This is a genomic window from Deinococcus psychrotolerans, from assembly GCF_003860465.1.
Classification (GTDB): Bacteria; Deinococcota; Deinococci; order Deinococcales; family Deinococcaceae; genus Deinococcus; species Deinococcus psychrotolerans.
Genome location: NZ_CP034183.1, coordinates 337,459 through 364,050, shown reverse-complemented (window position 1 = coordinate 364,050; position 26,592 = coordinate 337,459). Strand labels below are relative to the sequence as shown.

27 protein-coding genes and 2 tRNA genes are annotated in these 26,592 nt (G+C 62.1%); 11 read left to right on the top strand and 18 right to left on the bottom strand.

All coding sequences use genetic code 11. The annotated features are described in order from the left end of the window. Positions 1-15: 15 nt before the first annotated feature. From EHF33_RS01805 to EHF33_RS01795, 3 genes are all read right to left on the bottom strand, one after another. The gene (locus tag EHF33_RS01805; protein ID WP_241191208.1) at positions 16-834 is read right to left on the bottom strand and encodes an ABC transporter permease; all 819 of its coding nucleotides are present in this window, start codon (positions 832-834) and stop codon (positions 16-18) included. Continuing rightward, positions 831-1,859: an ABC transporter ATP-binding protein gene (locus EHF33_RS01800; protein WP_124867360.1), complete on the bottom strand. Its 1,029-nt coding sequence runs from the start codon at positions 1,857-1,859 to the stop codon at positions 831-833. Before EHF33_RS01800 ends, EHF33_RS01805 begins: the two co-directional genes overlap by 4 nt. 106 nt (positions 1,860-1,965) lie before the next feature. Beyond that, positions 1,966-2,721, bottom strand: coding sequence for an alpha/beta hydrolase family protein (locus EHF33_RS01795; RefSeq protein WP_124867358.1), 756 nt, complete (start codon positions 2,719-2,721; stop codon positions 1,966-1,968). A 111-nt stretch (positions 2,722-2,832) separates the two neighbouring features. Between EHF33_RS01795 and EHF33_RS01790 the strand changes: the two genes are divergently transcribed. Further along, the gene (locus EHF33_RS01790) at positions 2,833-3,171 is read left to right on the top strand and encodes a c-type cytochrome (RefSeq protein ID WP_164473380.1); all 339 of its coding nucleotides are present in this window, start codon (positions 2,833-2,835) and stop codon (positions 3,169-3,171) included. A gap of 22 nt (positions 3,172-3,193) precedes the next feature. Here the strand turns inward: EHF33_RS01790 and EHF33_RS01785 are convergent, their stop codons facing one another. The 6 genes from EHF33_RS01785 to EHF33_RS20985 all read right to left on the bottom strand — a co-directional run bounded on the left by EHF33_RS01785 (position 3,194) and on the right by EHF33_RS20985 (position 8,422). After that, positions 3,194-4,372, bottom strand: coding sequence for a class I SAM-dependent methyltransferase (locus EHF33_RS01785; protein ID WP_124867354.1), 1,179 nt, complete (start codon positions 4,370-4,372; stop codon positions 3,194-3,196). 34 nt (positions 4,373-4,406) lie between these two features. Next, on the bottom strand, positions 4,407-5,717 hold the full coding sequence (nhaA, locus tag EHF33_RS01780) for a Na+/H+ antiporter NhaA (protein ID WP_124867352.1): 1,311 nt from the start codon (positions 5,715-5,717) through the stop codon (positions 4,407-4,409). Positions 5,718-5,810: 93 nt separating this feature from the next. Next, positions 5,811-6,335, bottom strand: coding sequence for a hypothetical protein (locus EHF33_RS01775; protein WP_124867351.1), 525 nt, complete (start codon positions 6,333-6,335; stop codon positions 5,811-5,813). Positions 6,336-6,448: 113 nt separating this feature from the next. Continuing rightward, the gene (rsr, locus tag EHF33_RS01770; RefSeq protein ID WP_241191207.1) at positions 6,449-8,113 is read right to left on the bottom strand and encodes an RNA-binding protein Rsr; all 1,665 of its coding nucleotides are present in this window, start codon (positions 8,111-8,113) and stop codon (positions 6,449-6,451) included. A gap of 74 nt (positions 8,114-8,187) precedes the next feature. Further along, positions 8,188-8,318 (bottom strand) — tRNA-OTHER (locus EHF33_RS20990). A 31-nt stretch (positions 8,319-8,349) separates the two neighbouring features. Further along, positions 8,350-8,422 (bottom strand) — tRNA-OTHER (locus EHF33_RS20985). 426 nt (positions 8,423-8,848) lie between these two features. On the opposite strand from EHF33_RS20985, the gene EHF33_RS01760 reads away from it, so the two are divergent. The 3 genes from EHF33_RS01760 to EHF33_RS01750 are packed head-to-tail and all read left to right on the top strand — an operon-like array spanning position 8,849 to position 10,487. Further along, a complete protein-coding gene (locus EHF33_RS01760; RefSeq protein ID WP_124867350.1) occupies positions 8,849-9,328 on the top strand; it encodes a GNAT family N-acetyltransferase in 480 nt (159 codons plus the stop codon). Positions 9,329-9,368: 40 nt separating this feature from the next. Continuing rightward, entirely contained in the window at positions 9,369-10,172 is an 804-nt protein-coding gene (locus EHF33_RS01755; protein ID WP_124867349.1) for a DNA/RNA non-specific endonuclease, read from the top strand. Positions 10,173-10,181: 9 nt separating this feature from the next. Further along, positions 10,182-10,487 (top strand): YkgJ family cysteine cluster protein, encoded by a 306-nt coding sequence (locus tag EHF33_RS01750; protein ID WP_124867348.1) that lies wholly within the window; start codon positions 10,182-10,184, stop codon positions 10,485-10,487. Here EHF33_RS01750 and EHF33_RS01745 read toward each other — a convergent pair. Beyond that, a complete protein-coding gene (locus EHF33_RS01745; protein WP_124867347.1) occupies positions 10,463-10,675 on the bottom strand; it encodes a hypothetical protein in 213 nt (70 codons plus the stop codon). The two genes, EHF33_RS01750 and EHF33_RS01745, sit on opposite strands and share 25 nt — an antisense overlap. 3 nt (positions 10,676-10,678) lie before the next feature. Continuing rightward, on the bottom strand, positions 10,679-10,813 hold the full coding sequence (locus EHF33_RS21705) for a hypothetical protein (RefSeq protein ID WP_277425526.1): 135 nt from the start codon (positions 10,811-10,813) through the stop codon (positions 10,679-10,681). Positions 10,814-10,926: 113 nt separating this feature from the next. Here EHF33_RS21705 and EHF33_RS01740 point away from each other — a divergent pair, with 113 nt between their 5' ends. Further along, positions 10,927-11,850 (top strand): LysR family transcriptional regulator, encoded by a 924-nt coding sequence (locus EHF33_RS01740; RefSeq protein WP_124867346.1) that lies wholly within the window; start codon positions 10,927-10,929, stop codon positions 11,848-11,850. Between the two features lie 16 nt (positions 11,851-11,866). On the opposite strand, the gene coaE is transcribed toward EHF33_RS01740, so the two are convergent. From coaE to EHF33_RS01720, 4 genes are all read right to left on the bottom strand, one after another. Beyond that, positions 11,867-12,469, bottom strand: coding sequence for a dephospho-CoA kinase (gene coaE / locus EHF33_RS01735; RefSeq protein WP_124867345.1), 603 nt, complete (start codon positions 12,467-12,469; stop codon positions 11,867-11,869). Between the two features lie 22 nt (positions 12,470-12,491). Next, a complete protein-coding gene (locus EHF33_RS01730; protein WP_124867344.1) occupies positions 12,492-14,033 on the bottom strand; it encodes a hypothetical protein in 1,542 nt (513 codons plus the stop codon). Continuing rightward, complete coding sequence (locus EHF33_RS01725; RefSeq protein WP_124867343.1) at positions 14,030-15,637, bottom strand: DUF3492 domain-containing protein; 1,608 nt, start codon at positions 15,635-15,637, stop codon at positions 14,030-14,032. The genes EHF33_RS01730 and EHF33_RS01725 overlap by 4 nt, the downstream gene beginning before the upstream one ends. A gap of 157 nt (positions 15,638-15,794) precedes the next feature. After that, entirely contained in the window at positions 15,795-16,334 is a 540-nt protein-coding gene (locus EHF33_RS01720; RefSeq protein ID WP_241191206.1) for a DoxX family membrane protein, read from the bottom strand. A gap of 240 nt (positions 16,335-16,574) precedes the next feature. Between EHF33_RS01720 and truB the strand changes: the two genes are divergently transcribed. Next, positions 16,575-17,534: a tRNA pseudouridine(55) synthase TruB gene (gene truB, locus EHF33_RS01715; protein ID WP_124867342.1), complete on the top strand. Its 960-nt coding sequence runs from the start codon at positions 16,575-16,577 to the stop codon at positions 17,532-17,534. Positions 17,535-17,618: 84 nt separating this feature from the next. Here truB and EHF33_RS01710 read toward each other — a convergent pair whose 3' ends face one another. Further along, positions 17,619-18,392, bottom strand: coding sequence for an anti-sigma factor (locus tag EHF33_RS01710; RefSeq protein WP_124867341.1), 774 nt, complete (start codon positions 18,390-18,392; stop codon positions 17,619-17,621). Further along, positions 18,382-18,981 carry an RNA polymerase sigma factor gene (locus tag EHF33_RS01705; protein WP_241191205.1) on the bottom strand — a complete coding sequence of 200 codons (600 nt, stop codon included), beginning with the start codon at positions 18,979-18,981 and terminating at the stop codon, positions 18,382-18,384. The genes EHF33_RS01710 and EHF33_RS01705 overlap by 11 nt, the downstream gene beginning before the upstream one ends. 500 nt (positions 18,982-19,481) lie before the next feature. Here EHF33_RS01705 and EHF33_RS01700 point away from each other — a divergent pair, with 500 nt between their 5' ends. The 5 genes from EHF33_RS01700 to EHF33_RS01680 all read left to right on the top strand — a co-directional run bounded on the left by EHF33_RS01700 (position 19,482) and on the right by EHF33_RS01680 (position 25,455). Then, positions 19,482-20,189 (top strand): SinI family restriction endonuclease, encoded by a 708-nt coding sequence (locus EHF33_RS01700; RefSeq protein WP_206431595.1) that lies wholly within the window; start codon positions 19,482-19,484, stop codon positions 20,187-20,189. Next, complete coding sequence (locus tag EHF33_RS01695; protein ID WP_124867340.1) at positions 20,186-21,331, top strand: DNA cytosine methyltransferase; 1,146 nt, start codon at positions 20,186-20,188, stop codon at positions 21,329-21,331. The genes EHF33_RS01700 and EHF33_RS01695 overlap by 4 nt, the downstream gene beginning before the upstream one ends. A gap of 215 nt (positions 21,332-21,546) precedes the next feature. Next, positions 21,547-24,009 carry a DNA gyrase subunit A gene (gene gyrA, locus EHF33_RS01690; protein WP_124867339.1) on the top strand — a complete coding sequence of 821 codons (2,463 nt, stop codon included), beginning with the start codon at positions 21,547-21,549 and terminating at the stop codon, positions 24,007-24,009. Between the two features lie 348 nt (positions 24,010-24,357). Further along, positions 24,358-24,957, top strand: a complete 600-nt coding sequence (locus EHF33_RS01685; protein WP_143719945.1) for a helix-turn-helix domain-containing protein — start codon at positions 24,358-24,360, stop codon at positions 24,955-24,957. A 171-nt stretch (positions 24,958-25,128) separates the two neighbouring features. Next, entirely contained in the window at positions 25,129-25,455 is a 327-nt protein-coding gene (locus EHF33_RS01680) for an HNH endonuclease (RefSeq protein WP_164473379.1), read from the top strand. Positions 25,456-25,506: 51 nt separating this feature from the next. On the opposite strand, the gene EHF33_RS01675 is transcribed toward EHF33_RS01680, so the two are convergent. Beyond that, positions 25,507-26,586: a quinone-dependent dihydroorotate dehydrogenase gene (locus tag EHF33_RS01675; protein ID WP_124867338.1), complete on the bottom strand. Its 1,080-nt coding sequence runs from the start codon at positions 26,584-26,586 to the stop codon at positions 25,507-25,509. Positions 26,587-26,592 lie beyond the last annotated feature (6 nt).

The window sequence follows — 26,592 nt, the reverse complement described above, 5'->3', positions numbered from 1 at the left end:
TGCCCTCACCGCGCCTCACGCGCCCACCGCTCCGTATTTCCGCACGCCACGCCGCCACAGCACCGCCCGCAAAGCCGCGAATGTTAGCGTCCAGCCCAGCAAAATCAGCCAGCCGCGCAGAGCGTCGCCCAGATCGGCTTTGCCAGTCAGCAGGTTGCAGGGCAAGCTCAGCATGTACGGAAACGGTGTGGCGTAGGCGATCGTCTGCACCGCTGCCGGATACAAGCTGATCGGGGCCAGCAGCCCGCCCAGCGCGGCGTAGAGCACCCAGATGAGTTCCTGAAAGTTTTCGGCGGCCTCAAACCAGAAGGCCAGCAGGCCAATGGAATATTCCAGCAAAAAACGCAGGGTGAAGGCCAGCGGCACCAGCATCAGGTACGCCAGCCAGTGCGAAACGTCGGTGGTGTAATGCGCTCCGGTCAGCAGGGCGAAGATGACCAGCAGCACGAACATCAGCGGCAGACGGACGATGCGCTCGGCCCAGTGACCGACGTAGTGCATCCAGAACGGATCAATCGGGCGCAGCAGCTTGGGCGAGAGCGTGCCCTGCCGCACGTCGAAACTGAGTTCCCAGGCCACCCACACCACCAGAATCTGCGCCGTGCCCCAGGTGGCGATGAAGTAGGAAGCAAAGTCCTGGGCTGTGTAGCCGCCGATTTCACCCTTTGGCGACGACGACGCCTGCTGCATCCAGATCAGGCCCATAATCAGGCTGAGCGTGCCCGACAACATCCAGATCACGATTTCGGCGCGGTAGACGGTCATGTGGGCAAACTGCACCGCCATCAGCACCTTGAATTTTCGCCAGATATGGTGCGCTGAAGAAGAGTTCACGCCAGTTCCTTCACGAGTTCAGGCTTCTTCTCGCTTCTGAACAGTTGCCCGATCACCTGCTCAATCGGCGGGTCTTCCACAGTCAGGTCGGCCACTTCAAAGTGGGTCAGCAGGGCGGCGGCGCGGGCGCTGACTTCGCTTCGGGGCACGGTCAGTTCAGCGTCCAAGCCGTCCAAGCGCACCACCTCACCGTAGCGGGCCAGTTCCTCGGCGGTGGCTGGTCTGCTGAGTTGCAGGCGCACAGTTTTGCGGGCGTCGGGGCCGGTGGTCAGGCCCGCCAGATCGCCGTCAAAGACCAATTCGCCGCCGTCGATCACCAGAATGCGCTGACAGAGGGCAGTCACGTCAGCCATGTAGTGACTGGTCAGCATCACGGTGGCCCCAAAGCGGGCGTTGTACTCACGCACAAACTCGCGGATGCGCTCCTGCATGTTCACGTCCAAGCCAATGGTGGGTTCGTCCAGAAACAGGACTTTGGGGCGGTGCAGCAGCGCGGCGGCCAGCTCGCATTTCATCCGTTCGCCGAGACTGAGTTTGCGAACCTGCTTGCTGAGAATGCCCGACAAGTCCAGCACCTCGTCGAACTCACGCATGGTGGCTTTGTAATCGCTGTCAGAGATTTCGTAGATCGCTTGATTGACCAGGAAGCTGTCCTGAGCGGGCAAGTCCCAGATAAGTTGCTGCTTCTGGCCCATCACCAGCGTGATCTGTTTGAGGAAGGCCGCCTCACGCTTTTGCGGCGTGTGGCCCTGCACGCTGGCCGCGCCGCCAGACGGGTGCAGCAGGCCCGAGAGCATCTTGAGGGTGGTGGTTTTGCCCGCGCCGTTGGGGCCGAGAAAGCCCACCATCTCGCCGCCGGTCAGCTCGAAGCTGACGCCCCTGACCGCTTCCACCGTGCGCGTTTTGGGCCGAACGAAGGCCCGCAGGCTGCCCAGAAAGCCCGCTTCCTTTTCAGTGACGGTGTACGCCTTGCGGAGATGGTCGGCCCGCACGGTTATGTCTGGGTCGGAGCGATTAGACATCATGGTGCGTTACAGCTTAGCGGGTCGGGGCAGGGAGGTCAGTAGGCATGATGGCGGAGACGGACAACGGCAACAAAGTGGTCGCCACCCTACACCGTCTGGCCAAAACTCACCCTCCCAGCAAAAACGCCGCCGTTGCCTTATACAGCGTCTCGGTGCTTTCCAAGCTCTCGAAGGTGTGGGTGCCGCCCGGAATGGCAATGCAGTCGCAGCCGAGCGCCTCGGCGTAGCGAACACCGTACTCCGGCGGACAGGTTTTATCGGCGTCCCCGTGAAAGACGCGGGCCTGCCCACCGAATTGCCCGGCGGCTTTGAGCGGATTCAGGCGCGGCATTTCCAAAAAGAACTCGCGGCTAATCGGCCAGCCGCCCTGATCCATGATGGCGGGCGGCACAAACCCACCGGGTAGCATTTTGAGCCACAGCTCGGGCAAAGCCGGTGCCCACAGCGCCAGCCGGTGCGGACGCACTTGCGGCGCAGCCAGCGCGGCGACCAATCCGCCCATCGAGAAGCCCAGCAACATCACCCGCTCGGGGTCAATTTCGGGCAGGTCTTTGAAGTACTCAAAAGCGGCTACTGCGTCTTCCACTTCGCGGCTGACGGTCATTTCTGAGAAGTCGCCCTCGGATTCGCCGCTGCCCCGAAAGTCAAAGCGCAGCGAGGCGATTCCGCGCTCGGCCAAGTAGCGCGAAAGCAGCGGCAGCAAACGGTGATCGCCGCCCCGGTTGCCGGTAAAGCCGTGCAAAATGACCACGCCAGCAAAGCCGTGCTGAGGTTTGGGAGTGCCGGTCAGATCGGGTTCGGGCAAGTGAACCATGCCGTAGATTTTTTGTCCGCCGACTTTGAAGGACGCGAAGGTTTCCATAGCCAGAATTCTAAGCAAGAAAGCGGGGCCGGAAGCGGGACAGATCAACCGGGCGGCCCGTTCACGCTGCTCCTTTCATCTGAGTGTTATCTTTGGCGCATGAGCTTAAGTATGCGACTTCCCATTCTTGCCGCCGCCGCGCTGCTCAGCGCCGCTTCCGCCGCTTCTGCCGATCTCAAACAGGGCCAGAGCATTTATCAAACCAACTGCGCGGCCTGCCACGGAGCCAAAGCGCAGGGCGGCCTCGGCCCCAAGCTGTCGGGCGAGGTGGCCAACTGGAGCGCGGCGATCTTCCAGCGGGCACTGCTCAAAAATGTAGATGACCACGGCAAAATGCTCAAAGCGCCGATGCCGTTTTGGGGCAAGGTCGGCTTCGCGGGCGACAAGGGCAAAGCGCCAACCAAAACTGAGCTGGTGGCGCTCCAGGCTTACTTAAAAACCTTCAAGTAAGCGTCCGGCTCAGAGCACCAAATTACTTGCGCACCGCCCTGAGCACTTTGAAGCCGCCCTCCCGCACCACCTCTTCTACGGTGGCCCAACTGGAGAGCGGCTTTTCGTAGGGCAAGAAGTCGTTGGCGACAAAGTAAGCTGTGCCCCCGGCATTTAAGCGGCGCTGGGCGGTGGCCAGAAATTCGGCGGCCACGTCCAGCACCACGCCGCGCCCCACGTGAAAGGGCGGGTTAGACAAAATCAAATCGAAGCGGCGTTCACCCAAATCGGCGTCCACGTCGCTGTGAATGACGTCGCCCGTGAGTTCGTTAGCCGCCAGCGTTTGCTCGGCGCTCCTGACGCTGCTCAAATCGGCGTCGGCCAGCGTCACGGCAGCGCCCTGCTTGGCCGCCCACGCGCCGATCACGCCCGCGCCGCAGCCCAAATCCAGCACGGTTTTGCCGCTCAGTTCTAGGTCAGCCAGCGTTCTGAGCAGCAGCGCAGTGGCCTTGTCTATTTTCGCCGCGCTGAACACGCCGGGCAGGGCAACCACTTTAAGGCCGTCATGATCGTAGGTTTCGGGTGCGGGCTGCGGCGGCGTGGGGCCGGGACGGCGCACCAGTTTGGCGACCCGTAGTCCGCCGTCCTTGGCGATGGTTTCGCCAATGCCAAAGACGGCCGACGCCGCCCGAACGTAGCGGTCAAAGCCTTTGTCTTTATCGCCGGCCAAGTACAGGATGCCGCCCGGTGGCGTGCAGGCGTGCGCCCAGGCCACTTGCGCCTGAATATAAGCGTTGCCCCTGTCACCAGCCAAAATCAGGGTGACGGTGGGCGAGCGCTCCAACGTGTCACCGGGAGCGGCCACTTGCGGGCTCAGGTTGGCTGCGCTCAAAGCGGCCAGCGCGGGGGCCGAACCCTCCACCGCCCGCAAGGTCACGCCGGTCAAGCTGGCGAGCAGGCCGCCCAGCGCCGTCAAATCCAGCACCTCGCCTTTGACCCGCTGGCGCATCAGAGTTTCAGTCAGGAGCGCCTGAGCGCCGTCAATACCCGGAGCGCCGCGCACGCCGGATTTGGTCAGGGCCGTCAGGCGGTCTAAGCGCGGCGGCAATTCGGCGGGGGTAATCTCAAAGTAACCCGCTTTGGGAGCCGCCGGAGCTTGCGGCTCGGGGCGGCGCAACTTAAGTTTTCGGGTTGGGTTGGACGTTTTGCGGGGGCCGGTCATGCGCCGAGTGTACGGGATTGAGGCGGCGCTTGGCCTACTCCGCGCTCACTGCCCCGTCCAGCGCTTCGCCTTCCACGCCGGATTTGCTGACCACCAGCAGCCAGCCCGCGCCCAGCACCGCCGCCAGCACCGAGGCCAGCAGCACACCGAGTTTGGCCTGGGTCAGCAATGCCTCATTGCCAAAGGCCAGATTGGAGACAAACAAGCTCATGGTAAAGCCGATGCCTGCCAGCAGCCCCGCGCCGACCATGTGGCCCCAGTGGACGCGGTCAGGCAAAGAAGCCAGCTTAAAGCGCACCGCCAGCCACGCGAAGCCCACCACACCCAGCGGTTTGCCGAGCAGAAGCCCCAGCAGCACGCCCAGTGACACCACACCCAGCCCCGCGCCGCCACCAATGGCGACCCCAGCATTCATCAGGGCAAAGGCGGGCAGCACCGCGTAAGTCACGAACGGGTGAATGGCGTGTTCGAGTCGGTGCAGCGGGCTTTGGGAGCGCTCCAACAGGTCTTCGAGGTCGAGCAGGCGGGCTTCTTCTTCCTCGCCTTCGGTGGGCCTCGGCGCGGCATTCAGCGAGGCCAAGTAACCAGCCGGATCGGGCCTGCGAATCGGCACCGCCAGCGCCAGCAGCACCCCAGCGAGAGTGGCATGTAGGCCAGATTCCAGCACAAAAAACCACAGGAACGCGCCCAGCACCGCATAGATTTTGAGGCTGAACAACCCGCGCCAGCCTGCAAAGAGGGCCAGCCCCCAGGTCAGGGCGGCCAGCGCTAAAAAAGCCAGATTGAGGCCAGCAGTATAAAAAAAGGCGATGACCAGCACTGCGCCCAGATCATCTACGATAGCCAGCGCCGTCAAAAAGATTTTGAGGCCCAGCGGCACCCGTGAGCCCAACAGCGCCAGAACGCCCAGCGCGAAGGCGATGTCGGTGGCCATCGGCACGCCCCAGCCCGACGCGCCCACGCCGCCACCGTTGACGAGCGCATAAAGGCCCGCCGGAAGCAGCATTCCGCCTGCGGCGGCGGCCACTGCCAGGGTCGCTTTCCGGCGCGAGGCCAACTCACCGATCAAGAGTTCGCGCTTGATCTCTAAGCCCACCAACAAGAAAAACACCGCCATCAAACCGTCGTTGGCCCAGTGTTCCAAGGAAAGTTTGAGTTCTGAGCTGCCCAGCGTCAATTTGAAGTAGGTGGAGCGCAGATCGAAATAATTGGCGGCCCAGGGCGAATTGGCCCAAGCAAAGGCGAAGATGGCCACGCAAACCAGCAGTACGCCTGCGAACGCTTCATTTTGCACGAACCGAATAAAGGGTGTCAGCGCGGGTTTAAGGACGGACGGTAAACTCATCAAATCTCCAGAAGAGGCAACACCAAATTAAGAAATCCCGCGTTGATTGCTGGTTGGGGCAATGCAGACGCGGGACTTGGGGCAAGTCAGTAATTACTTGGTCGGCAGCGGCGGCGGATTGGTGGGCGTGGCGGTGCAGGTGCCGACCAAAACTGTGGATTCGCTTTGCCGCTTGAGGGTCAGCACGCCGGTCAGCGGCAAGCTCTCCACGTTCTTGGACAAGCACTCGTAGCGGTTGACGCCGCCGCCAGCCGCCGCTTCATTCCACACGAAGCTGGCTTTTTTGAGCTGGTCGCTGTTGGTGTACGACACGTACTGGTAACTTCCGCTCGGCACCTGCGCGGCGGTGGCCTGGTCAGCCACGCTGAGGGTGCCGCTGCCGTCCTGAACTTCGACCAGCGTCGGCACCGAGAGCGTTTTGCTCAGCGAAGTGCCGGAGAGCTGCCCGCTGATGGCCCACGTCTGACCGACGATCAGCGGCCCGGCGCTCTTGCGCGAAGGCGAGGTATCGATCACATTGCCCAGAACGGGCGCACAGGAGCTGAGCATCAGGCCGCCCAGCAAAGCGGGCAGACCCAAACGGGCGACGTTCTTATTCAAGCTGTTCTGGCTAGACATACGCTCAGCATACGGGGATTTGGTGAGGAGCGGCGCACGTCGGTCAATGACGCCCGATGAGGAGGTGGGCCGCCCGGACGAGTCTCCAAGCGGCCCAGCTCTGTTTAGCGAAATTAAACCTCGCCCCGCGCAAACGCGCTCATCAGGGTGGGAGCAGCGGTATCGAAGCCCACCACGTCGAGCATGTCGCTGCGCTGCGGATCGGCGATGCTGAACTCGGTGGCGGTCAGGCCCACGACGATCAAGCGGGCGGCGGTGCCGGTTTTCTGGCGGTAGCGGTCTAAAGCGACTTTGGGGTGAACCTGGCCCGCCCACGTTTCGTTGTCGGTGTAGATGACAAAGGTGTCCACGTCCACGCCTGCCCCCGCCGCCCACAACATAGGCTGGGCGCAGTCGGTGGCCCCAAAGCTGGCAGACTGCGCCTTTTTCATGGCCGCTTCCAGCGTGTCGCGGGGAGTGATGCCCAGCGCCCGAAACTGATCCGCAAAGCCCATCGTCAGCGCTTCAGGCTCGCTCCGCAGGGCCAACATGCTCATGGCCGCCGCCGCCATGTTGGGCGTCAGGTTCGGCACGCCCGCGACCTGGCCGCCGGTCATCGATCCGCTGATGTCCAGCGCCAGCAAATGACGGGTTCCGGCAGGCTGCACCGCACCGAAGGAAGTATAAAAGGCGTCTTCCAGCGCGTCCACGATGCGGGGAACTGGCAACCAGGTGCCGCTGCCGCGCACGCCCTGACCCGCCGAGTAGACCAAACGGGCCTTGAGCGCGTCAAGCGGGTGAATGCGGCCACGCTTGAGCGCGGCGGGGTCGGTCAAGCGGGCAATCAGCGCGTCGATCAGGGCGCGGTCGTTGACGGTCAGCACCCCCACGCGGCTGAGGTTGCCGAGGTTACGCAGCAGCCAGGTCAAACCGCCGGTCTGGGTGGCTGCCCGGTAAACTTCTGCGCCGCGCAGGTGGGTCGGCACGCCCTCCATCGGCAGACCGTACTCCAGCATCAGTGCGGCCGCCTCGGCGTCGCTGGTGGCTGATTGGGCCAGCACATGCCCCTCGATGACGCGCAGGGCTGGAGCCGTATCGCTGTCCACTCGGTCGCCTTCCATTTTGTCGCCTTCTATTTTGTCGCCCTTCACTTTCAGTTCACCGCTCACCATGAACTTCAGCACGGCGTTGCGAATGGGATCGGCGGTTTTTGGGTGGGCCAGCCGCAGAGCGTCAGCCTGCGCCCAACCGTCGCGGCTCTTGTACTTGACCGCCCACAGCGCCAGCTTCTCTACGCTCAGTGTTTCGTAGACATTGGCCACGCCGCGGCGGGTCAGCCGTCCCCAGCCGCCCAGCGCCCGCGTGAACGCCAAAAAGTGCAGCAGCATGGTGCCGGTGCGGGCCAGTTCCGGCAGCGCGTTCCAAGCCGCTTGCCGGTCGGCCACGTTGGGCGCAGTCTTGGCGATGAGCGCCAGCACCAGCAGCGCCGGGTCAGGCTTGGGTGCGCGGCCAGCGCGGGCCACCTCCAACGTTAAGCGCAGGGCCAAAGCCGCGTCGCGCTGCACCAAGTCGCGCACGAAGTCGGTGGCCTGCACGGTGTGGGCCTTTGCTCCGGCGTAGAAGGTGCCGCCCTCGGTGCCCAGCACCAAAAAGCGGGTCAGGCGGGAGGCGTCGCTGAGGGCGTAGACAAAGCCGCCCGCGTTGTTTTGCACCTGAGAGGCGTCCAGCTTCTGGCGCTGGTGGCGCTGGAGGGGGTTGACGGCGCTGAGCAGGGTTTTCATGGCGGATGGGTTTTTCATGGTTGCGGCCCTCCTTATCAGGGCAAAAGGGTGAGGCGGGCGCGGGGTTCAGGTCGCACCGAGATGCAGGGAAGTGGTGGGGCGGGTGGGATTCGAACCCACGACCGTGTCATTAAAAGTGATAATCCTCGCGGCTTCGGCCCAGTTCGTAAGCAGGGCAAGGAAATGCCAGAGGAACATGCTCTACCAACTGAGCTACCGTCCCAGGTGTTGTGCTTGAAGCACGCAGAAAATAAAGCAGGCTGAGCGGAGTTGCACCGCCGTCTCCCGACGGGTTGCCGGGCGTCTTGACTGCTGGACTAAACCTGCACGCCGCACCAAACCCAAAAGGAAAGATGCTGAGGACAAGGGGTTTGGGCCACGGTAAAGGGCCATTTCAAGCCAGGAATCGAACCTAGAGCAGTTGAACGTTCTGCTTCCGCCCCAAAAGTGCCAACGTGGCGATCAAAAAAGGGGGTGTGGGTGAAATAACCGTGACCGCTTCGGCCCTCAGCGCCAGTTCACAGAAAAATTGGCCGGACAAGGAATGGAGCAGGGGGGATTCTTTTCATGAAGATAACCCTGAACCTTCGGCCCGACCAACTTGGTTTAGGTTTGAATCAGGGGCCATTTCGGAGTGTCTACACCGCGCTTTGCCCCTGACTGCTTACTCAGTCTAGGGGCTGTTGGCGAGCTTGCCTATCGGCTGTCTGGCGCAGGAGCAGGCTAAGCCAAACGGCGCACTAGACTGCGCTCATGCCGCTGCTTACGCTTTCCATTGACGATACACGCGCCCACGCTTTGATGCTTCAGCAGCAGCGCGAACTCCGAGTCCTCTACGACGACACCGACGAGCGCACCGAGCCGTTTGATCCGGCAGCGCTGGCGGGCGGCGTGCTGCTCGGGTACGAGGAGAACGGCGAACTCCTGGCCATTGGCGGCCTCAAACCCTTGGGCGACGATTTCTTGTTCAAGACAGCAGAGATTAAACGGATGTACACCCTGCCGAGCGCCAGAGGCCGCCAGTTGGGCCGCGCCGTGTTGAACGGACTACTCGGGTGGGCACGCGAAAGTGGCCTGAGCCGCTTGGTGCTGGAAACCGGCGACCTCCAAAAGGAAGCGCTGGGCCTCTATGAAAGCGCCGGATTTACACGGATTGCCAACTTCGGTTATTACGCCGGGATGGAAAACAGTTTGTGTTACGGGCTGGATTTCTCAGCCGATGCCCCCGCCTAAAGCGACACCTCAGGGTCTGAGCCGCTAAACTGGCCAGTACATGAAGCCTCCCCTATCCAAACCTACGGCCAAGCAGCTTTGGAGCGCTGCTGGACTCGTTTTGCTCAGCGCCTTATTGGTCGGCTGCCCCAAAAAAACGGCGTCGGGCGGCGGCGACAACTGCACCGACGAGTTTGCCGCCGGACAGCCGCAGGCCAATGTCGATGTCATCAAGCTGTGCCGCAACGAATACATCAGCGTCTACGACCCGCAGCGCAAAGTCCCGTTGGTGGTGGCCGAGAAGTTGCAGCCCAATGAGTTTGACGGCTCAGTCAGCCGCGCCGATAACTTCAAGCCTGATCCCGACCTCAGCGCCCCGCAGAGTGCGTCGCTCAACGACTACCGGAAATCTGGCTACGCACGCGGCCACATGGCCCCCGCCGCCGACTTCACCAGCAGCGACGAGGCCATGAACCAGTCGTTTTATCTGTCCAACATGGTGCCGCAGGACTCGGGAATGAACAGCGGCATTTGGGCCAGCTTGGAGAGTGCCACCCGCTCGTGCGCCAAGCAGCTCGGCAGCCTTTATGTGATGACCGGCCCCATTTTTGAAGGCAAACCCAAGACCATTGGTGACGACCAAGTGGCGGTGCCGAGTTCCATTTACAAAATCGTGGTGTCCGGCAATGGAGCGCGGGCGTTTATTTTGCCCAACCGCAAATTGCCGCCCGCCCGCAGCAACTTCCTGCGCTACGCCGTCACGGTGGACGAAGTGCAGCGGGCCACCGGCCTGACCTTTTTCCCGAATGGCGGCGTCAATTTGCAGGCGCACGCCAGTTTTTGCGGCGGCAGCTACGGCAGCTAAACCGGCGAAATGACCCGCGCCCACGACCTTTTTACCGCTCCGAGTGACTTCGCACCGCGCAGCGCTTGGCAGCGGGAGTGCAGCGGCTGCGGCGCTTGCTGCGCGGCCCCCGACATCGCCGCCCTCAGCAAGCCGCTGGGCGTGCCTTGCCAGCATCTCGGCGCGGGCTGCTTGTGCCAGATTTACCTGGATCGCCCCCCGGTTTGCCGCAACTACGCGCCGGACTGGGTCTGCGGCGAAGTCTCGGCGCTGCCGACCTTAGCAGCGCGGGTGGCGAGGTTTTTGGCGGTTTATGGATTGGGGAAAGGCGAGTGAGCTGGGCAGCGCAAGGCGGGCGCTTGAGGCGTGGCCGCTACAGGCAGACCTGCTGACAGCAAATCAGGCCGCAGACGCACACCCAGTGGGGTCAGGCCCGCCGCCCGCAAGCCGGCCAAGAGTTCGGCAACCCGCAGCGGGCCAGCGCTGGGCCGCGCTTCCAAAGTTTGGTCGCCGAGGCGGGCCACCGACTACAACCGAGTGGTAAACCCTGTCAGGCACACCGCCGAGCCGCTGGGGTTGAGGATTTCTACAAAGGCGCTGCCAAAAATCGCTGCACCCGCCGAGGCCCGCTGATCTAAAACCTGATGGTCTAAAGTTGTCATGCCCAAAGTCTGCGCCCAGCCGCCGTGGGAGGCCATCGGCAAACAAGGCGGCGCAATGAGGTGGCCTTCGGCATTTCCGATAGGGCCAGCGGCGCACCCCCTAAACTGCTGCTATGGCCGGTCCTTCCCTCTCACAACTGCGGGTCTTTTTGAGTGTTGCCGAGCAGGGCAGCTTTTCCAGCGCTGCTGCCGAACTGGGCATGTCGCAAAGCAGCCTCAGCGAAGCGGTGCGCTCGCTTGAAAAAGCACTGGGCAAAACCTTGTTTAAGCGCGGACCACACGGCACTTTGCTGAGCGAGGCTGGAGAAAAATTCTTTGAACACGCCCTGAGAAGCGTGCAAGCCGCCGACGATTTGGAAAAAGCCTTGCAGGGCGGTGAACACGGCAATAAGCTGAGCGGGGAGTTAAAACTGGCGACCTTTCGCAGCATCGGCACCTACGTTTTGCCCGCCATACTGGCCCGCCTCAAACAGCTTTACCCAGCGGTCAACGTCACTGTGCTGGCCGTTTCCAGCGATTCGCACGCCCAGCAACTTTTGCAACGTGGCCAAGCCGACGCCGTGCTGACCTCGCTGCCGCTCTCGGGCCCGCTGCTGAGCTGGCCGCTGCTCAGCGATCCATATGTGCTGCTGACTTCCAAACAACGCGGCCCTCACCCCTTTCAGTTTGCCGAGCTAAGGCATACGCCGCTTCTGCTCCCATCTGAGCACGATTCGTGTGCTGTCAAAGTCTTTCAGTATTTGCAGGCGCAGAGCGTCAGCCCATCGGCAGTGCAGCACATCGATGAAGACAGCGTGGTGTTGGGGATGGTACAGCACGGGCTGGGCGTCAGCATCATGTCGGTGCTGACTGCCCAGCCGCTGTTGCCCGGCATTCAGGTGCTGGCTTTACCCGCGCCACTTGAACGCTCCCTGGGGTTATCGGTATTGGCCACGCGGGCCAGCTTGCCGCTGCTGCAAGCACTGGTGAAGGTGGCAGGCGAAACAGCTGAGCGCACGTTTAATGTGCCTGCCGGTCAGCTTTATCCGGCGGTGTAATCAAGGTTCTAACCGCTCACGGCCTCAACGCCAGCCGCGCCAGCACTTCGTCCAGTTGCGCGGCGAGAGCGGCCTCGTCTCCCCCGTTGTCGAGCACCGCGTCGGCCAGCTCACGCTTTTGCGCGGCGGGCATTTGGGCCGCGTCTCGGGCCAGGGCCGCCTCGCGGCTGAGGTTGTCTCGGGCCAGCACACGCTCTAGGCGAACTTCAAGCGGCGCGTCGACCAGCAGCACCACGTCAAACAGGTGCTGGCTGCCGCCCTCGAACAGCAGCGGCACGTCTTGAAAGATGGTGCCTGCGCCTGCTGCGGCGGCGGCTTGTTCCAGCGCGGCCATTCTTGCCCTGACACGGGGATGAACGATGGCGTTGAGCTTGGCAAGTTCTTCAGGATGGCCGAACACCCGGGCCGAGAGGGCGGGGCGGTCAAGTTCTGCGTCCACCACCACGCCCGCAAACGCGGCTTCAATTTCGCGGAGGGTCTCCGGCTCACGGGTCACCAAGCGGGCCTGCTCGTCGGCGTCCAGTACCGTAAAGCCGCGCTGACGCAGCAAGCGGGCCAGGGTACTTTTGCCCGCGCCAATAGAGCCAGTCAAACCGATGCGCCGAGGGGAAGGGGACATCCCTTGAGTGTAGCGGCCAAGCTCAGCGGTAGGTGCTCAAGTCACTTAAAGCGTCGTCGCACAGCAGCGTGAGCGTCAGCGTGAGCAGCAAAAGAGGCACCCACCAATTGACCGACGAGGTGGCCAGCAGGCCCGCGCCGGTCAGCCACATCGCCGCCAAGCGGGGCCACTGATGCGGCTGCCGGGCCAGCCAAGTACTTTGCAGCAGGGCCGCGCTCAGCACCGCCGCACCCCAGAGGTGTACTGGCTGCGTCTCAGCGCTGATCAAGCCCAGCCAGCGCAGGGCCGTGCCGAGGAGGCCGCTGAGCAGCAGCAGCAGCAGCGGCGCACCGAACGCGGGCCAAAGTGCGCCGCGCCGGAGCTTGGACGGATCTTGGTGACGCTGAGCCAGTTGGCGCAGACGGGCCTGCATCAGCGCCGAGAGCCATTCCAAAGCGCCGAACAAGAGCAGCGGCAGCACCAGCACGCCGCTCCCCACCCGCCACGCCAGCGCCACGAAAGCCAGCGCACAGGCCCAGCCGTAGCTGATCAGCGGCCAAGCGCTGAGGCCAGAGAACTGATTTTGCAACTCGGCCCAGCGGGCACCCAGCGGCAAGGGGAGCGCGGCGGCCTGCACCGGAGCGCCGCCTGCTTGGTCGGCTGGCCGGCCGCCCCACTGCGCCGGATTCCACTGTACTGAACCTCCCTGTGCCGAACCCTGCTGTGCCGAACTCGGTTGAGTGGCCCACAACGCCGCTCCCACTGCCGCGCCCACCAGGGCCAGCAGGAGGACGACCCCCCAGTCCATACTCCCCCAACCGCTGCCGCCGAGAGCGGGCGAAGACAGCACCGAGGCCAGCACCCAAGCTGCGCCGAACACCACGACCACCAACGGCCAACGCGCCAGCGCCAGTAGTACGCCCGCCGAAATGAGAGCGGCGCTGTAGCCGCCGCCCAGCAGCGCTCCCAACACGGCACTGGGCAGCGCGGGCGTCTCCGGCGAGGCTCGGCCCAACAGCAGCGTCGCCAGCGCCCCCAAAGCGCCGCCCGCCAGCGTTCCCCACAGTAAGCGGGGGCGTAGCCGCTGGGGAGCGAGCTGCGAGACTTGCCGCAGCCACGAGAGCCGCAGGCCGGTGCCCCAAGCCGCCACCCCTGCAGCGGCCAAAGCGCTCAGCGCTTCCCGCAGACCCAAAAGGTGAGCGCTGCCCAGCGCCGCGCCGCCGATCAGCAGCAGCAGCGGCCCGCGCCACAGCCAGCGACGAGACGGCAGCGAAAGAGCGATTAAACTCGCCGCCCGGCGCGGGCCGATTTTGAGGGCGTACAACTGCTCGGCGGTGTCGAACAGTCCGCCGAGGTTGTAGCGTCCGCGCAAAATTTCGTCGCTGTAGCCTTCTTCTTCCAAAACGGCCGCCAATTCCTCGGGGTCGGCGGCTTGGCGGCGCTCAAGGCGAAGCTGCTTTGCCAGCGCCCGCAGCAAGTCGTTGGGCGGCGGCTGGTCAAGATGCAGCGGCTCAGCTTCCTGAGGTGATTCGGGCAGCGGCGAGGTTTCCAGGGTATCGGGCCCGCGCCGGCTAAACAAACTCACGAATTTCTTCCGAAGTCAAAATCGCCGAGCTCAAGGTCGTCGGGAAAACCGAGATCGAGTTTCGTCTCCGCCCAGGGCTTGTGGCCCCAATCGGTTTCGGCGGCGCTGCCAAAGATCTGTTCGCACAGTTCCCGCTGCAAATCCAGCCAGCCGTCGGAGGAAAAGAGCACTGAGCGGGCGCGGGCCGCTTCCCCCAGCGTGCGCCGCAGCGGAGGGTTTTCCAGCAGCCGCAAGATGTGCGACGACAGCGCCAGCAAGTCCTGCGCCGCGCACAGCACGCCCGCTTCGCCCAGCACTTCCGCCGAGCTTTCCTCACGCGGAGCGATGATGGCCCGGCCCAGCGTCATGGCTTCCAAGAGTGCTGAGGGCACTTCATAAGCCGAGCCCGTCAGCACCACCAGTTGTCCGGCGCGGTAGACCTCGGCCCGGTCGGTGGGTAGCGCTTCCAGCGTGACGCAGCGCTCAAGGCGCAAGCTGGTAATCAACTCCCCAACCCAGGCCCGGTAAGCGGGAAAGCCCGCCACCGGCTGACCAAACAACTTCAGGCGGGCGTCCAGCCGCTGACGGCGCACCAGATCAAAAGCCCTCAGCAGCGTCTCGAGCTGCTCTTCGGGCCGCCACTCGCCGCACCACACCACCGCCGCTTGTTCCGGCTCAGGGCTGATGGGCTGGGTTGCCCAAGCCGCGCGGGTCAGTTGCAAGCCGCCGCTCCTGAGCAGCGTGCGGGCTGGAGGCGCACCCAGATGCTCTTGCCAGCGCCTCACCCGCGCCGAACCGGCCACCACCTTGCTGGCCTGCCGGTACACCGCCCGCGAAAGCAAGCGCTCAAAGCGCAGTTGCATGATTTTTTGGCCCAGCGGCACGCGGCGGCGGCGAAATTCGAGGTAATGCTGGCGCAAAGTGGCCTGCGGCTCCAGCAAGATAAACGGCGTGCCGCGCCGCCACAGGCCGTGCAGCGCCGCCAAACCTGCCGCGCCGCTGCCCTGCGCCTGCGCCAGCTCGGCGGCGGGCGGCGAATACGCCAGAGGCCGCAGCGCTCCGCAGAGCCACTCGGCGAGGGCCAAGGCGTCGGTGATGCTGGGCACCGGCAAGCGCGGGCGCAAATTGGGGCGGGCCACCTGCTGCCAGGCCCACAAAATTTGCCGCGCCGCTTGACCGCTCAGCAACATGGCCGTCAGTGAACCTGAACCGGCCAGCTCGCTCAGAGCCTGCAAACTCTCGGTGAAGGCGGTGGCGTCCGGCACACACAGGCCCGTGACCAAACTGGCCAGGGCATCTTCGACTTCACTTTTTTCGGCGGCTGAAAAAGTGGGGCGCTGCGGTTCCGGCGCAAAAAGTGACCAGATTTGAGCTTCGGCTGCGTGTGGCAGCGGCTGGTTGAGCAGAACAGGCAAGGGCGCAGCCGTGTGGCCCGGGGCAGTGCGGGCCAGCAGCCGCACTTGAAAATGCATCTCCGGCATTCCTGTCAGAAGCTGACGGAGCCAGCCGCCTTCATCGGTGAGCGCGGCGGCCTCCTCGGTGTAGAGGGTGATGACGCGGCGCTGCGCCCCGAGGAGCGGTGCAGGCTCGGTTTGAAAAGCAAGTGGCGCTCGGCTCAGCGGCACAGCGCCGCCAGACTCCAAGATCCTATGCAAAAATTTACCCGCGCCACAGCGTTATCTTTTCATGCCTCACCGAATTCTAAAAGCCAGTTTCTACACATAATTTGCTTGGGAAGCCCCTGGGCATCCGCCTTTGGGTGCAGGCACCTTCGCCTCTTCTTTAGGGATCGCGGTGAAAGCGGCGGCGGTAGCGCCCGCGCAGACTTTGGAGGCGCTCGGCCACTGCCAGCGCCCCCGGGTCATAAATGATGCGGCCGCCCCGCGACGCCGCGCCGATGACGAGTCCGGCCGACACCAACACCAGATTTTTGATGATGTACTGGCCTTCGAGGGTGGGCACCAAGGGAAAGACATTGAACGTCTCGCGCTGAAAAAAAAGCAGTGGCAAAAAAGTTCCGGCCATCTGCGCAAGCAGCAGCAGCAAGGTGAGGCGCAAAAATCGTCCGGTCAGCAGACCAAGCCCAATGGCGCACTCCCACGTCGCAAGCAGCGGCAAACTCACCGCAGGCGGCATTAAGCCGAAGGTCAGCACCGAAATAGTGTGGGTGGCAAGGTTCTGCGCCACACTGATACCCGGGAAGAACTTAAGCACGCCGAACCAGAAAAACACCAATCCCAGCGAAATCCTCAGCAGCATGATGCCGTGCAGCGCCCACCAATGAATCAGGCGTTCTTCCAGTGCATTGATCTTCCAAGTCAAGCTGTTTCCTGCCGGGGCAGGTGAAGTGTTAGCGGCTTCTGTGTTGACAGATTCTAGGTTGAGATGGAGCGAACCCTCAATTTTTTCTAGGCTTTTTATAGATGGTTTCACGTTACTCTCCAAGAGCGCAGAGGAGTTCAAATTCGTTTGGGCTTGCGGTAAAAAGACATAAGCGCCTCCTCAGCATTTAGATGTGCTGCCGCGCTGAGACGAAGCATGCACTGTGCTAGCCTGACGCCGATGCCGATTTACGTCGTTGACAAACCGCTGGGCCTGACCTCGCACGATGTGGTGGGGCGGGCGCGGCGCATCCTGAACACCAAGCAGGTCGGGCACACCGGCACACTCGACCCACTGGCCACCGGCGTGCTGGTGCTGTGCGTGGGCGGCAGCACCAAGCTGGTGCAGTTCATGGAGCGCGACAGCAAGGATTATCTGGCCTTTATCAGTCTGGGCGCAGCCACCCCGACGCTGGACGCCGAGGGGCCAGTCACCGAGACGGCTTTCGTGCCCGAATTAGACGCCCAAGCCATCGAAGCCGTCTTACAGGGCTTCACCGGCCCGCAGCAGCAAATTCCGCCACAGTACAGCGCTCTGCACGTCGGCGGCGTGCGGGCTTATGCGGTGGCCCGCGCTGGAGGGCAAATCGAGTTGCCCGCCCGCAGCGTGACACTACACGAACTCAAGTTGCTCGGCATTTACGGCAGCCTCAGCGCCGCGCCACGCACCTTTTGCCCCGCACCAGATGGACGCTGGAACGCCAGCCCGGTAGGGATCACGATTCATTTGCCGCCGCCACTGGGCGACTTTCCCACGCTGCTGGTCTGGGCGCGGGTCGGCAGCGGCACGTATTTGCGCTCACTGGCCCGCGATGTGGGCGCGGCGCTGGGCGTTCCGGCGCACCTGTCGGGCCTGATCCGCACTAGGGCAGGAAGGTTCGAGCTGTCTCAGGCCGCGCCACTTGAGCAACTTGGTGAGGCGGCGGGGCTGCCTGATCTCAGCGCCATCGACTTGCCGATTCTGGAAGCCACGCCCGAGATGGCCCTGCACCTGCGCCAAGGCAAGCGGCCCACCGACGCGCGGGTGGGCCGCTTTACGGTGCTGCTCAGCGGCGCACTGGTGGCCGTCGTGGACGGCGACGGGCAACACCTGAAAGTGGTGCGGGCTTGGAGCGAAGAAGCGGGAGAGAGCGGAACGTAAAGTATTGGAAAAAGCGCAAGCGCGGGCTTCCTGCTCTCTGCCTGCGCCTTGGGTTAGTGTCCGCTTTTTCTGTGAACGTTCAGCTCAAAGCACCTGCGCCAAAATGGGCGTGGTTGTCGGCTGAGCGCTGCCAGAAGGCGGCTCCACGCTGACTGCAAATGTCACTTTGCCACTCAGCGGCGCGGTCAGGAAGCTGCGGCCATTGAAGACACCCAGCGACTCGGGGGCCGCGCCCAAAACTTGCCACGCTTGGTAAGCCTTGCCCTCCGGAGCGCCCTTGGCCAGCAGCACAAAGGCGCGGCCATCTTGGAGCCTGACGGCTGTACCCAGCTTCTGCCCGTCTTTAGTGTTCAGTTGGGTGGTCACGGCCCCAGCTTGGGTTTGGTAATTGGCGAGTTGCTGTTCGGGTGAGGAGCTGAGGCGCGGCAGCAGCAGCACGGCGGCCACAGCGGCGGCCAGCCCCAAAGCGAGCAGCGGGCCGAGGTAAGCGGGGCGCGGTCTGGTGACAAGCAGTTCGGTGTCAGACGGCTCAGAGAGCGGCGGCTGGGGCATCGGCAGGTTGGCAGAGATACTGGCGGGCTGCGGGTGTTGCTGCTGCGGTGCATGTTGCTGGGCCTCAGCCTGCACCCGCTTGAGCAGCCGCTCAGCGCTGCCCGCAGGCACAGGAGCCGGGTCAGCCAGCGCTGAAAGCGTATCTTGAAAGGCCCGCAACTCGCTTTGCCAGCGTGGTTCAGAGGTCAGTCGACGCTCGACTTGGGCGGCGTCGCCTGCGTCAAGCAAGCCGAAGGCATACAAGCTGAGCATCTCTTCAAATTCGCTCTCCGACTCTGATGGTTCTGACTGTACGTTATTCGGCATCTTGCTGACCTCCTTTGGCCGGATTGATAGACGGAACGCTCGGGGAAAGGGGCGGTACGGAGGCGGGTGAAGCCACCGGCGTTTCTAAAAAGACCCGCATTTGCGCCAGGGCGCGGCGCAAGTAGGTTTTGATGCTGCCCAGTGGTAGACCGGTGCGCTCATTGAGTTCGCTGTGCGAAAAGCCCTGATAAAACGCCAAAATCACTAGCGTTTTTTCCGGTTCACCGAGAATATCCACTGCCCGCTGAGCGATGACTTGCTCGATGCGGTCTGGCGAGGCCGTCGGCGCGTCCCACTCTTCGAGGTCTAGACCCGTTTCGGGCCGGTCTCGGAGCGCTTGAAGCATTCGGTTATGGGCAATCGTGACCAGCCACGTCTTGACGCTGGCCCGACTGGGATCAAAGCGGCCTGCTGCCTTCCAAGCATTGAAAAAAGCGTCTTGTACACAGGTTTCCACGTCGTCTTGCTGACGCAGCATCCGGCGGCCCAGGCCGTAAAGATACGGAGCGTAGCGCCCATACAGCGCCGTCAAGGCCGCTTCGTCGCCGCCAGCCATTCGGTTCATCAGCACTTCGTCAGTGTCTTCCACGCACTTTCAGCGTATCACCTTGCTTCCTCTGTGCACCTCAGCCGCTCGCTCCTGTTGGAGCGGGACTTTAAAATCCACCGGATCGGGCGGCACGACTTCCACTTCCGGGAGTCTGACCCGCCGAACGGGCCGAGCAGATTTGCTTTTTTGCCACCACATCAACGACAATCCCAGCACCGCAGCACCTCCAATAACAAGCTTCAGCATCCGCTTTGTCCTTATGACGAGTTGACCGGTGGAGTCCAATAGGTCAGTGAAAAGTGAAAGAGCGGGGGCCACCCCAAAAGGGGTGACTCCGCCCTTGCTTGAGCGCCCAAGGGGGTGAGCGGCTCATTATGTTTTAAGCGGGAGACGCGGGTTTGGATGTGGCGGGGCGTGAGCTGAGCTGGGGGTACACGTACGCCCACCGCAAAGTTGCCGCTTCCATCTGCCGGGCCAGCCCGAATTTGTCCGTTTCACTGGAGAAATCGCGTAAGCAGCGAGGGCGCTAGACTCCTGACGTGCTTCCACAACAACATCTCCTCAAGGTGGCTCAGGCTGCCGCACATGACGCCGCGTTGGCTTGGACGCCGCAGCTCCAAGCATTGATCTCCTACGGCCTTCAGAGCACAGCCTTGAGTGCTTTTCCCAGGTTTGGCAAGAAAGAACTCACGTTCAGCAGCACCGATGAGGAGGCAGCCGCATTTTTTCGCACCTTGATCGGCAGTTACGCTGCTGAACGTCAGAAGAAACTGATCTTGCGTGAAAGTGCCACCACCGCCGACCCTGCCGTAGACATCATTCTGAGTGCTTTTGCTGCCGGCTTCACCGATCAAAACCGTTTGAAGCTGGCGAGCAGATTTCACCGTCAATCGATGGCGGCTGAAAACCTGCTTGGCGCACTGCTAGAGCGGTACTTGGCACAGGAACTCGAAGCCCACGACTGGATTTGGTGCGCGGGCAATAGTCTACGGGCCGTGGATTTTATTCGGAGCGATCTATCTACCGCTCTGCAAATCAAAAATCGCAGCAACAGCGAGAACAGTTCCTCGGCGGCCATCCGAACCGGCACCACTATTCAGAAATGGTACAGGGTCAACGCAGCAAGTGGCGCGACCAAATGGGCTGATTTTCCAGCAAGTTTGCCGCAACCTCTGAGCGAAGCAGGCTTTCACCAATTTATCCGTGACTACGCTGCCGCTTCGCCAAACGCTAAACTCTCAATATGAAAGACGCCCTCACCCATATTTCGCTTTTTTCGGGGGCGATGGGGCTTGATTTGGGGCTGGCGGCAGCAGGCTTTGACACTTTGACCGCCGTTGAACTTGACCGCGCCGCCAGAGCCACCATCCGTCAAAACACACAAGCTGCGCTTCCCGTTTTTAGCGACATTCAGCAGGTCAGCGCAGGTGACTTGCTGAGCGCCACGGGTCTTCAGCGCGGTGAGGTCACTCTTGTTTCTGGCGGGCCACCTTGTCAGCCATTCAGCACTGCTGGGCGGCGTGAAGCGCTCAACGATCCGCGTGGCAGCCTCTTCAGAGATTATTTGCGGCTGGTCAACGACCTGCAACCACGCTTTTTCGTAATGGAAAATGTGCGCGGTCTGTTGTCGGCCACCCTTCAGCACCGGCCCATTTCAGAGCGCGGCCCTGCTTCTAAAACGCTCAGTCCCGAAGAGCAGCGCGGTTCGGCGTTTGAAGTGATTTTGAGCGAGTTTCAGCGAATTGGCTACAGCTTTGTTTACGGCCTGCTCAACGCGGCAGATTACGGCGTGCCCCAGAGCCGCCAGCGGGTTATCTTGCTCGGCTCACGCGATCATGAAGCGCTGGCTTTGCCGCCCGCCACTCACGCTCAGCACGGGGGTTCGCTGCCGAGGTGGCGCACCTTGCGCGACGCGCTGAGTAACCTCGACGACCCTCATCCCCACTTCCAACCGTACAGCGAAGCCCGGCTCCAGTATTTGCGTTTGGTTCCTGAAGGTGGCAACTGGCGCAGCCTGCCGCCTGAACTTCAGCAAGCGGCGATGGGCGGCGCGTACCATTCGGGCGGCGGCAAAGTCGGCTTTTACCGCCGTCTGAGTTGGGACAAGCCTGCACCCACCGTGACCACCAGTCCGGCCCAGAAAGCCACCGATATGTGTCATCCCACCGAGCACCGGCCCATCAGTGTCAGAGAAGCGGCCAGACTTCAGGGCTTTCCTGATGAATGGCTGTTTTGCGGCAGCCTCAGCGATCAGTACCGCCAGATTGGCAACGCTGTACCGGTAGGACTGGGGTTGGCTATCGGCAGGCAATTTGTTGGTGGAGCAGAGCGTGAGCAGGGCAGCCAACTCTCCAGTCAACAACCTCGGCTGTTTGAAGTTCCGGCCTAAGAGCCTGCTCAATTCCTCAAAAGTCGCCAAATCCCCGCGCCCAGACGAGCAAACCGACAAGCAAAGTCTGGGATTTTGCGCTATACTGGACAGGTTGCCAAGCTGCTTCCCTATTCTGCTCACAGCATAATTTGTGGTAGACTTCGCTGACGGCTCACCTCACCCGCATGGACTGCTCACAAAGCTGCTCCTGCGCGGCCCCAACTGGAGTATGCATGACTGGAATCCTACCTGTTGACATCACCACCGAAGTCAAGACCAATTTTATCAATTACGCCATGAACGTTATCGTTGACCGTGCTCTGCCGGACGTACGCGACGGCATGAAGCCGGTGCAGCGCCGGATCATGTACGCCATGTTGCAAGAAGGCCTGTTGAGCAACCACAAGCACGCCAAATCGGCGGCCGTGGTCGGCGAAGTGATGAAGAAGTACCATCCGCACGGCGACAGTTCTATTTATGACGCGATGGTGCGCCTCGGGCAGTGGTGGAACATGCGCTACACCTTGGTTGATCCGCAGGGCAACTTCGGCAGCATGGACGGCGACGCGGCGGCGGCCATGCGCTATACCGAGGCCCGCATGACCAAACTGGCCGAGGAAGTGCTGGCCGACTTGGAAAAAGAAACCGTGATCTCCAAGCCCAATTACGACGAGACCACCGAAGAACCCAGCGTGCTGCCCGCCGCCTTCCCGAATCTGCTGGTCAACGGCGCGTCGGGCATTGCTGTGGGCATGGCCACCAACATCCCGCCGCACAACCTGACTGAGATCATCAACGGCCTGCTGGCCATTACCGAAAAGCCCGGCGACACCGCGCAGGAAAAAGCCGCGCTGATGACGCTCGACGAAATGATGACGCACGTCACCGGCCCCGACTTTCCGACCGGCGGCCGCCTTTCCAAAAGCGGGATCCGGGAAGCGTACCTGACCGGACACTCCGGCCTCAAGGTGCGCGGCAAGGCCCGCATCGAAGAGAAAAACGGGCGGCACCAAATCATCATTTCCGAGATTCCTTATCAGGTCAACAAAACCAACTTGATTCAGACCATCTCGGCCATGTACAAAGCCGGCAAGATTCCTGATATCTCGGCTCTGCGCGACGAATCAGACCGCAAAGACCCCGTCCGCATCGTGGTGGAACTCAAACGCAGCGCCATGCCGACGTTGGTGCTCAATCAGCTGTATAAATACACCCAACTGCAAACCACCTTCACGGTGATGAACCTCAGCATCGTGGACGGCCAGCCGCGCGTGTTGCCGCTGATCGACACCATGATGTACTTCCTGGCCCACCGCGCCGACGTGGTGACGCGCCGCACCGTCTACGAGCTCAAGCAGGCCAAAGCGCGGGCGCACGTCCTGAACGGGCTGCTTAAAGCGCTCGATCACATCGACGAAGTCATCGCCTTGATTCGCCGCAGCAACACCGGCAGCGAGGCCAAAGACGGTTTGATGCTGCGCTTTGCCCTCGACGACATTCAGGCGCAGGCGATTTTGGATATGCGCCTTCAACGCCTGACCGGCCTGGAGCGCGAGCGGTTGCAAGGCGAGTACAACGAACTGATGACCATCGTGACCCGTTTGGAGAGCATCCTCGGCGACAAAAAGCTGCTGTGGCGCGAGATTCGCAAGGAGCTGCGCGAGTTGCGCGAAAAGTACGGCGACGAGCGGCGCACCGTGGTCACCGAAGACGAAGAGGACATCAACCGCGAAGACTTGATCGCCGTGGAAGATATGGTCATTACCATGACGCGGGCGGGCTACCTCAAGCGCACCAATCTGGACGCTTACCGTGAACAAAAACGCGGCGGGCGCGGCTCGTCGGGCGGCAAACTGCGCGAGGAAGACATCAACACCCGCGTCTTTGTCGGCAGCACCCACGATTACCTGCTGTTCTTCACCGATAAGGGCCGCGTCTTCCACGAAAAGATTTACGATCTGCCGGAAGCCGGGCGCGATGCCAAGGGTTCGCACATCCGCAACCTGTTGCCGGGCCTGCGCGAGGAAGAAAATATCGCCTCGGTGCTGAGCGTGGGCGGCTTTGATGAAGCGGGCTGCTTCGTGTTCGCCACTAAGAACGGCATCATCAAGAAAACCCTGATCACCGAGTATTCCAACATCTCCTCGGCGGGTTTGATCGCCATCAACTTACAAGACAACGACGAGCTGATCGGCGTGGGCATCGTGCAAGACGGCGACCATGTGGTGCTGGCCACCAAGAACGGCAAGGCCATGCGCTTCGACTCTGCCGAAGTGCGCGACACCGGACGCGCCACCCAGGGCGTCATCGGCATTCGCCTGCGCGAGGGCGAAAGCGACCAAGTGGTCAGCATGACGCTGGTACCGGGCGGCGACGAGAACAGTGAACTGTTGGCCGTCTCGGAATACGGTCTGGGCAAGCGCACTCCTGTCGGTGATTATCCCAGCAAAGGGCGCGGCGGCTTGGGCGTCATCACATTGGACGTGACCGAAAAAACCGGCAGCCTGGTGGCGCTCACCCGCGTGGGTGGCAACGAGGAACTGATGGTGCTGACCGAGAAAGGCACCGTGATTCGCACCCGCGTGGACGACATCCGCGTGACGGGCCGCAATGCGCAGGGCGTCAAGGTCATCAATATTCAGGACAAAGACCGTGTCATCAGCGCCTTCTCGGTGCGCCGCGAAGACGAATTGTAAGTGCCGTAAAAGTCTACAAAAAGAGCAAAGGCCATTCGCAGCCTTTGCTCTTTTTTATGGGTCTGTCGGCCACGTACTCTCTGACTCACCAACTACACATCATCTGGAGCTTTGCTCACGTTTCACTTTAGGAATCACTCATCAAACTTGAGCGCCCAGCGCTGCTTTTTCTGAGTATTGCCAAATCAGAAGGCAAAGAATGTGAGTCATGTCAGACTTCTTACATTTGTGATCTAAACATTGATTAAAGAAACAAAACTGTTTACAAAATTGTGACTTAAGTGTAGACTGTGTTCATCGCCAGGATTGACTTGGCTCCGCAACCACTCAGCCTCAGGAGGCACAACCATGCTCCTCGAAAAAACTTTTGTCGACACCATCACCTACCGCCCCGGCGTCGTGATCCTCTATCCCGGCAAGTCCGAAATGCTTTACCGGGTGGCCAGCGGCCTCGTCCGAATCCACACCATGGACGACGACGGCAATGGCCTGACCCTGCGCTACGTCAAGCCCGGTCAGTATTTTGGTGAAGAAGCCCTGGCCGGTTCAGACCGCCAGTATTTCGCTGAAGCCGTGACCGACAGCACCGTGGACGTGATCAACCCCGCGCTGATGAGCAACGAGGACAACCTCGAAGTCACCACCCACCTCGTCCGCACGCTCGAACGCGCTTACGAAAGCATTTACCGCCTCGTGGGCAAGCGTCTGCGGGCACGCATCGCCGGCGAACTGCTGGAACTCAAAGACACGGCACTGGCCAGCCAGCTCGACAGCGGCGAAACCATGATCTACGCCACCCATGACGAACTGGCCGCCGCCGTGGGCAGCGTGCGCGAAACCGTCACCAAAGTGGTCGGCGAACTCAGCCGCGACGGTGTGATCAGCGCGGGCTACGGCAAGATCACCCTGCGCGACGAAAAAGCGCTGGCCCGCATCTCCGCCGAGTAATCGGCAAGCCATAAAAATCAATAAGAAAACCGCCTCCCAATGTGGGGCGGTTTTTTTGTCATTACCGTAAAGGGCGTAGACTCCGCCACCGCCCGCTTCCGAAAGACGTTTCCCAATACGCATTTTAGAAAAAGCCACCATTCCCCGCTGCGTACTGCGCCATCCTGAAGAGTGCCTCGCCGTCTACCCCACTCGGATTGGCCGCCGCCGCCCACCGACGCGCCGCGCTGCGGCCTGTGCCAGCGGCAGACCCCCAGCCTGACCGAGCACCACCTGATTCCCAAATCGCAGGGCCGGCGGCGCGGCGTCAAAATCCACGCCCTGCCCACCGTGATGCTGTGCGGAGCTTGCCACAAATTCCTACACAAGACCTTCAGCAACGCCGAGCTGGCCGGAGAACTCAACTCAGTAGACGCCCTGCTGGAACAGGAAAGCGTGCAAAGGTTCGTGGCGTGGCTGAGCAAGCAGCCAGCGACGAAAGGAGTGAAGGTGCGCTGAGCGGCCCATTAATGAAGGCGGCCAGTAATTCCAGCCCACTCCCCACCTCTCCTAGGCGTCCACTCCCACCGCTTCGCTGATATGCGTCAAGCCGTCGCGGCGCAGCAGCTCCAGCAACCCAGCATTCAGGCGGCTGGGCAGTGCTGGCCCTTCGTAGATCAGGGCGGTGTAAACCTCTACCAAGCTGGCTCCAGCACGGATTTTGGCGTAGGCATCCTCAGCCGTGAACACGCCGCCCACGCCGACAATCGGCAAAGTTCCACCCGTTTGGCGGTAAGCCTGTTTGACGAGTTCGGTGCTGCGCCGGGTCAGCGGTTTGCCGCTCAGGCCGCCGCTTTCGCTTTTGCTGGAATGGTTCAGTCCCTCACGGCTCAGGGTGGTGTTGGAGAGGATCAGGCCCGAGGCTCCCGCCCGCGCTACGGCGTCCACACTGGCTTCAAAGTCGCGCTCATCCAAATCGGGGGACAACTTGACCAAAATAGGCAACTTGGGTTTTAAGGTTTTGAGACGCTGCTCCTCGGCCATGTCCAGCACCGCCGACACCAAAGTGTGAAGCTCGCTGGCGTGTTGCAGGGCCCGCAGGCCCGGTGTGTTGGGACTGCTGACATTGATGACAAAGCCGTCTGTCACACCGTAGAGGACACGCACGGCGGCGCGGTAATCGTCCGCCGCCTGTTCGTTGAGCGTGTCTTTGTTCTTGCCGATATTGGCCCAGATCGGCACGGCATGGCGGCCTCGCAGGCGGCGCTCCAGCATCTCCAGACCGAGATTGTTAAAGCCCATCCGGTTGATCAGCGCCTCATCGCTCGGCAAACGGAACAGGCGTGGCTGCTTGTTGCCCGTCTGAGGGCGCGGGGTCACGGTTCCGACTTCCAAAAAGCCAAAGCCCAGATTGGAAAACACGCCCACTGCCTCAGCGTTTTTGTCTAGCCCCGCCGCCAAGCCGATGGGCGAGGCGAAGGGTAGGCCCCACAGGTTTTGGCTCAGCTGACCCGCAACAGGGCGGGTCAGTGCGCCGAGCAGCGTCGGCAAGGCCGGAACGTGCCCCGCCACCGCGCAGGCGGTCATGGTCAGGTGGTGGGCTTGTTCAGCGTCTAATTGAAAAAGAAGCGGTTTGAGGCGAGCGTACATACCGAG

Excerpts from the sequence above, each read along its gene's own strand:
- EHF33_RS01800 (WP_124867360.1), bottom strand. The coding sequence starts at position 1,859 with ATGATGTCTAATCGCTCCGACCCAGACATAACCGTGCGGGCCGACCAT.
- EHF33_RS01795 (WP_124867358.1), bottom strand. The coding sequence starts at position 2,721 with ATGGAAACCTTCGCGTCCTTCAAAGTCGGCGGACAAAAAATCTACGGC.
- EHF33_RS01790 (WP_164473380.1), top strand. The coding sequence starts at position 2,833 with ATGCGACTTCCCATTCTTGCCGCCGCCGCGCTGCTCAGCGCCGCTTCC.
- EHF33_RS01785 (WP_124867354.1), bottom strand. The coding sequence starts at position 4,372 with ATGACCGGCCCCCGCAAAACGTCCAACCCAACCCGAAAACTTAAGTTG.
- nhaA (WP_124867352.1), bottom strand. The coding sequence starts at position 5,717 with ATGAGTTTACCGTCCGTCCTTAAACCCGCGCTGACACCCTTTATTCGG.
- EHF33_RS01775 (WP_124867351.1), bottom strand. The coding sequence starts at position 6,335 with ATGTCTAGCCAGAACAGCTTGAATAAGAACGTCGCCCGTTTGGGTCTG.
- rsr (WP_241191207.1), bottom strand. The coding sequence starts at position 8,113 with ATGAAAAACCCATCCGCCATGAAAACCCTGCTCAGCGCCGTCAACCCC.
- EHF33_RS01760 (WP_124867350.1), top strand. The coding sequence starts at position 8,849 with ATGCCGCTGCTTACGCTTTCCATTGACGATACACGCGCCCACGCTTTG.
- EHF33_RS01755 (WP_124867349.1), top strand. The coding sequence starts at position 9,369 with ATGAAGCCTCCCCTATCCAAACCTACGGCCAAGCAGCTTTGGAGCGCT.
- EHF33_RS01750 (WP_124867348.1), top strand. The coding sequence starts at position 10,182 with ATGACCCGCGCCCACGACCTTTTTACCGCTCCGAGTGACTTCGCACCG.
- EHF33_RS21705 (WP_277425526.1), bottom strand. The coding sequence starts at position 10,813 with ATGACAACTTTAGACCATCAGGTTTTAGATCAGCGGGCCTCGGCGGGT.
- EHF33_RS01740 (WP_124867346.1), top strand. The coding sequence starts at position 10,927 with ATGGCCGGTCCTTCCCTCTCACAACTGCGGGTCTTTTTGAGTGTTGCC.
- coaE (WP_124867345.1), bottom strand. The coding sequence starts at position 12,469 with ATGTCCCCTTCCCCTCGGCGCATCGGTTTGACTGGCTCTATTGGCGCG.
- truB (WP_124867342.1), top strand. The coding sequence starts at position 16,575 with ATGCCGATTTACGTCGTTGACAAACCGCTGGGCCTGACCTCGCACGAT.
- EHF33_RS01710 (WP_124867341.1), bottom strand. The coding sequence starts at position 18,392 with ATGCCGAATAACGTACAGTCAGAACCATCAGAGTCGGAGAGCGAATTT.
- EHF33_RS01695 (WP_124867340.1), top strand. The coding sequence starts at position 20,186 with ATGAAAGACGCCCTCACCCATATTTCGCTTTTTTCGGGGGCGATGGGG.
- gyrA (WP_124867339.1), top strand. The coding sequence starts at position 21,547 with ATGACTGGAATCCTACCTGTTGACATCACCACCGAAGTCAAGACCAAT.
- EHF33_RS01685 (WP_143719945.1), top strand. The coding sequence starts at position 24,358 with ATGCTCCTCGAAAAAACTTTTGTCGACACCATCACCTACCGCCCCGGC.
- EHF33_RS01675 (WP_124867338.1), bottom strand. The coding sequence starts at position 26,586 with ATGTACGCTCGCCTCAAACCGCTTCTTTTTCAATTAGACGCTGAACAA.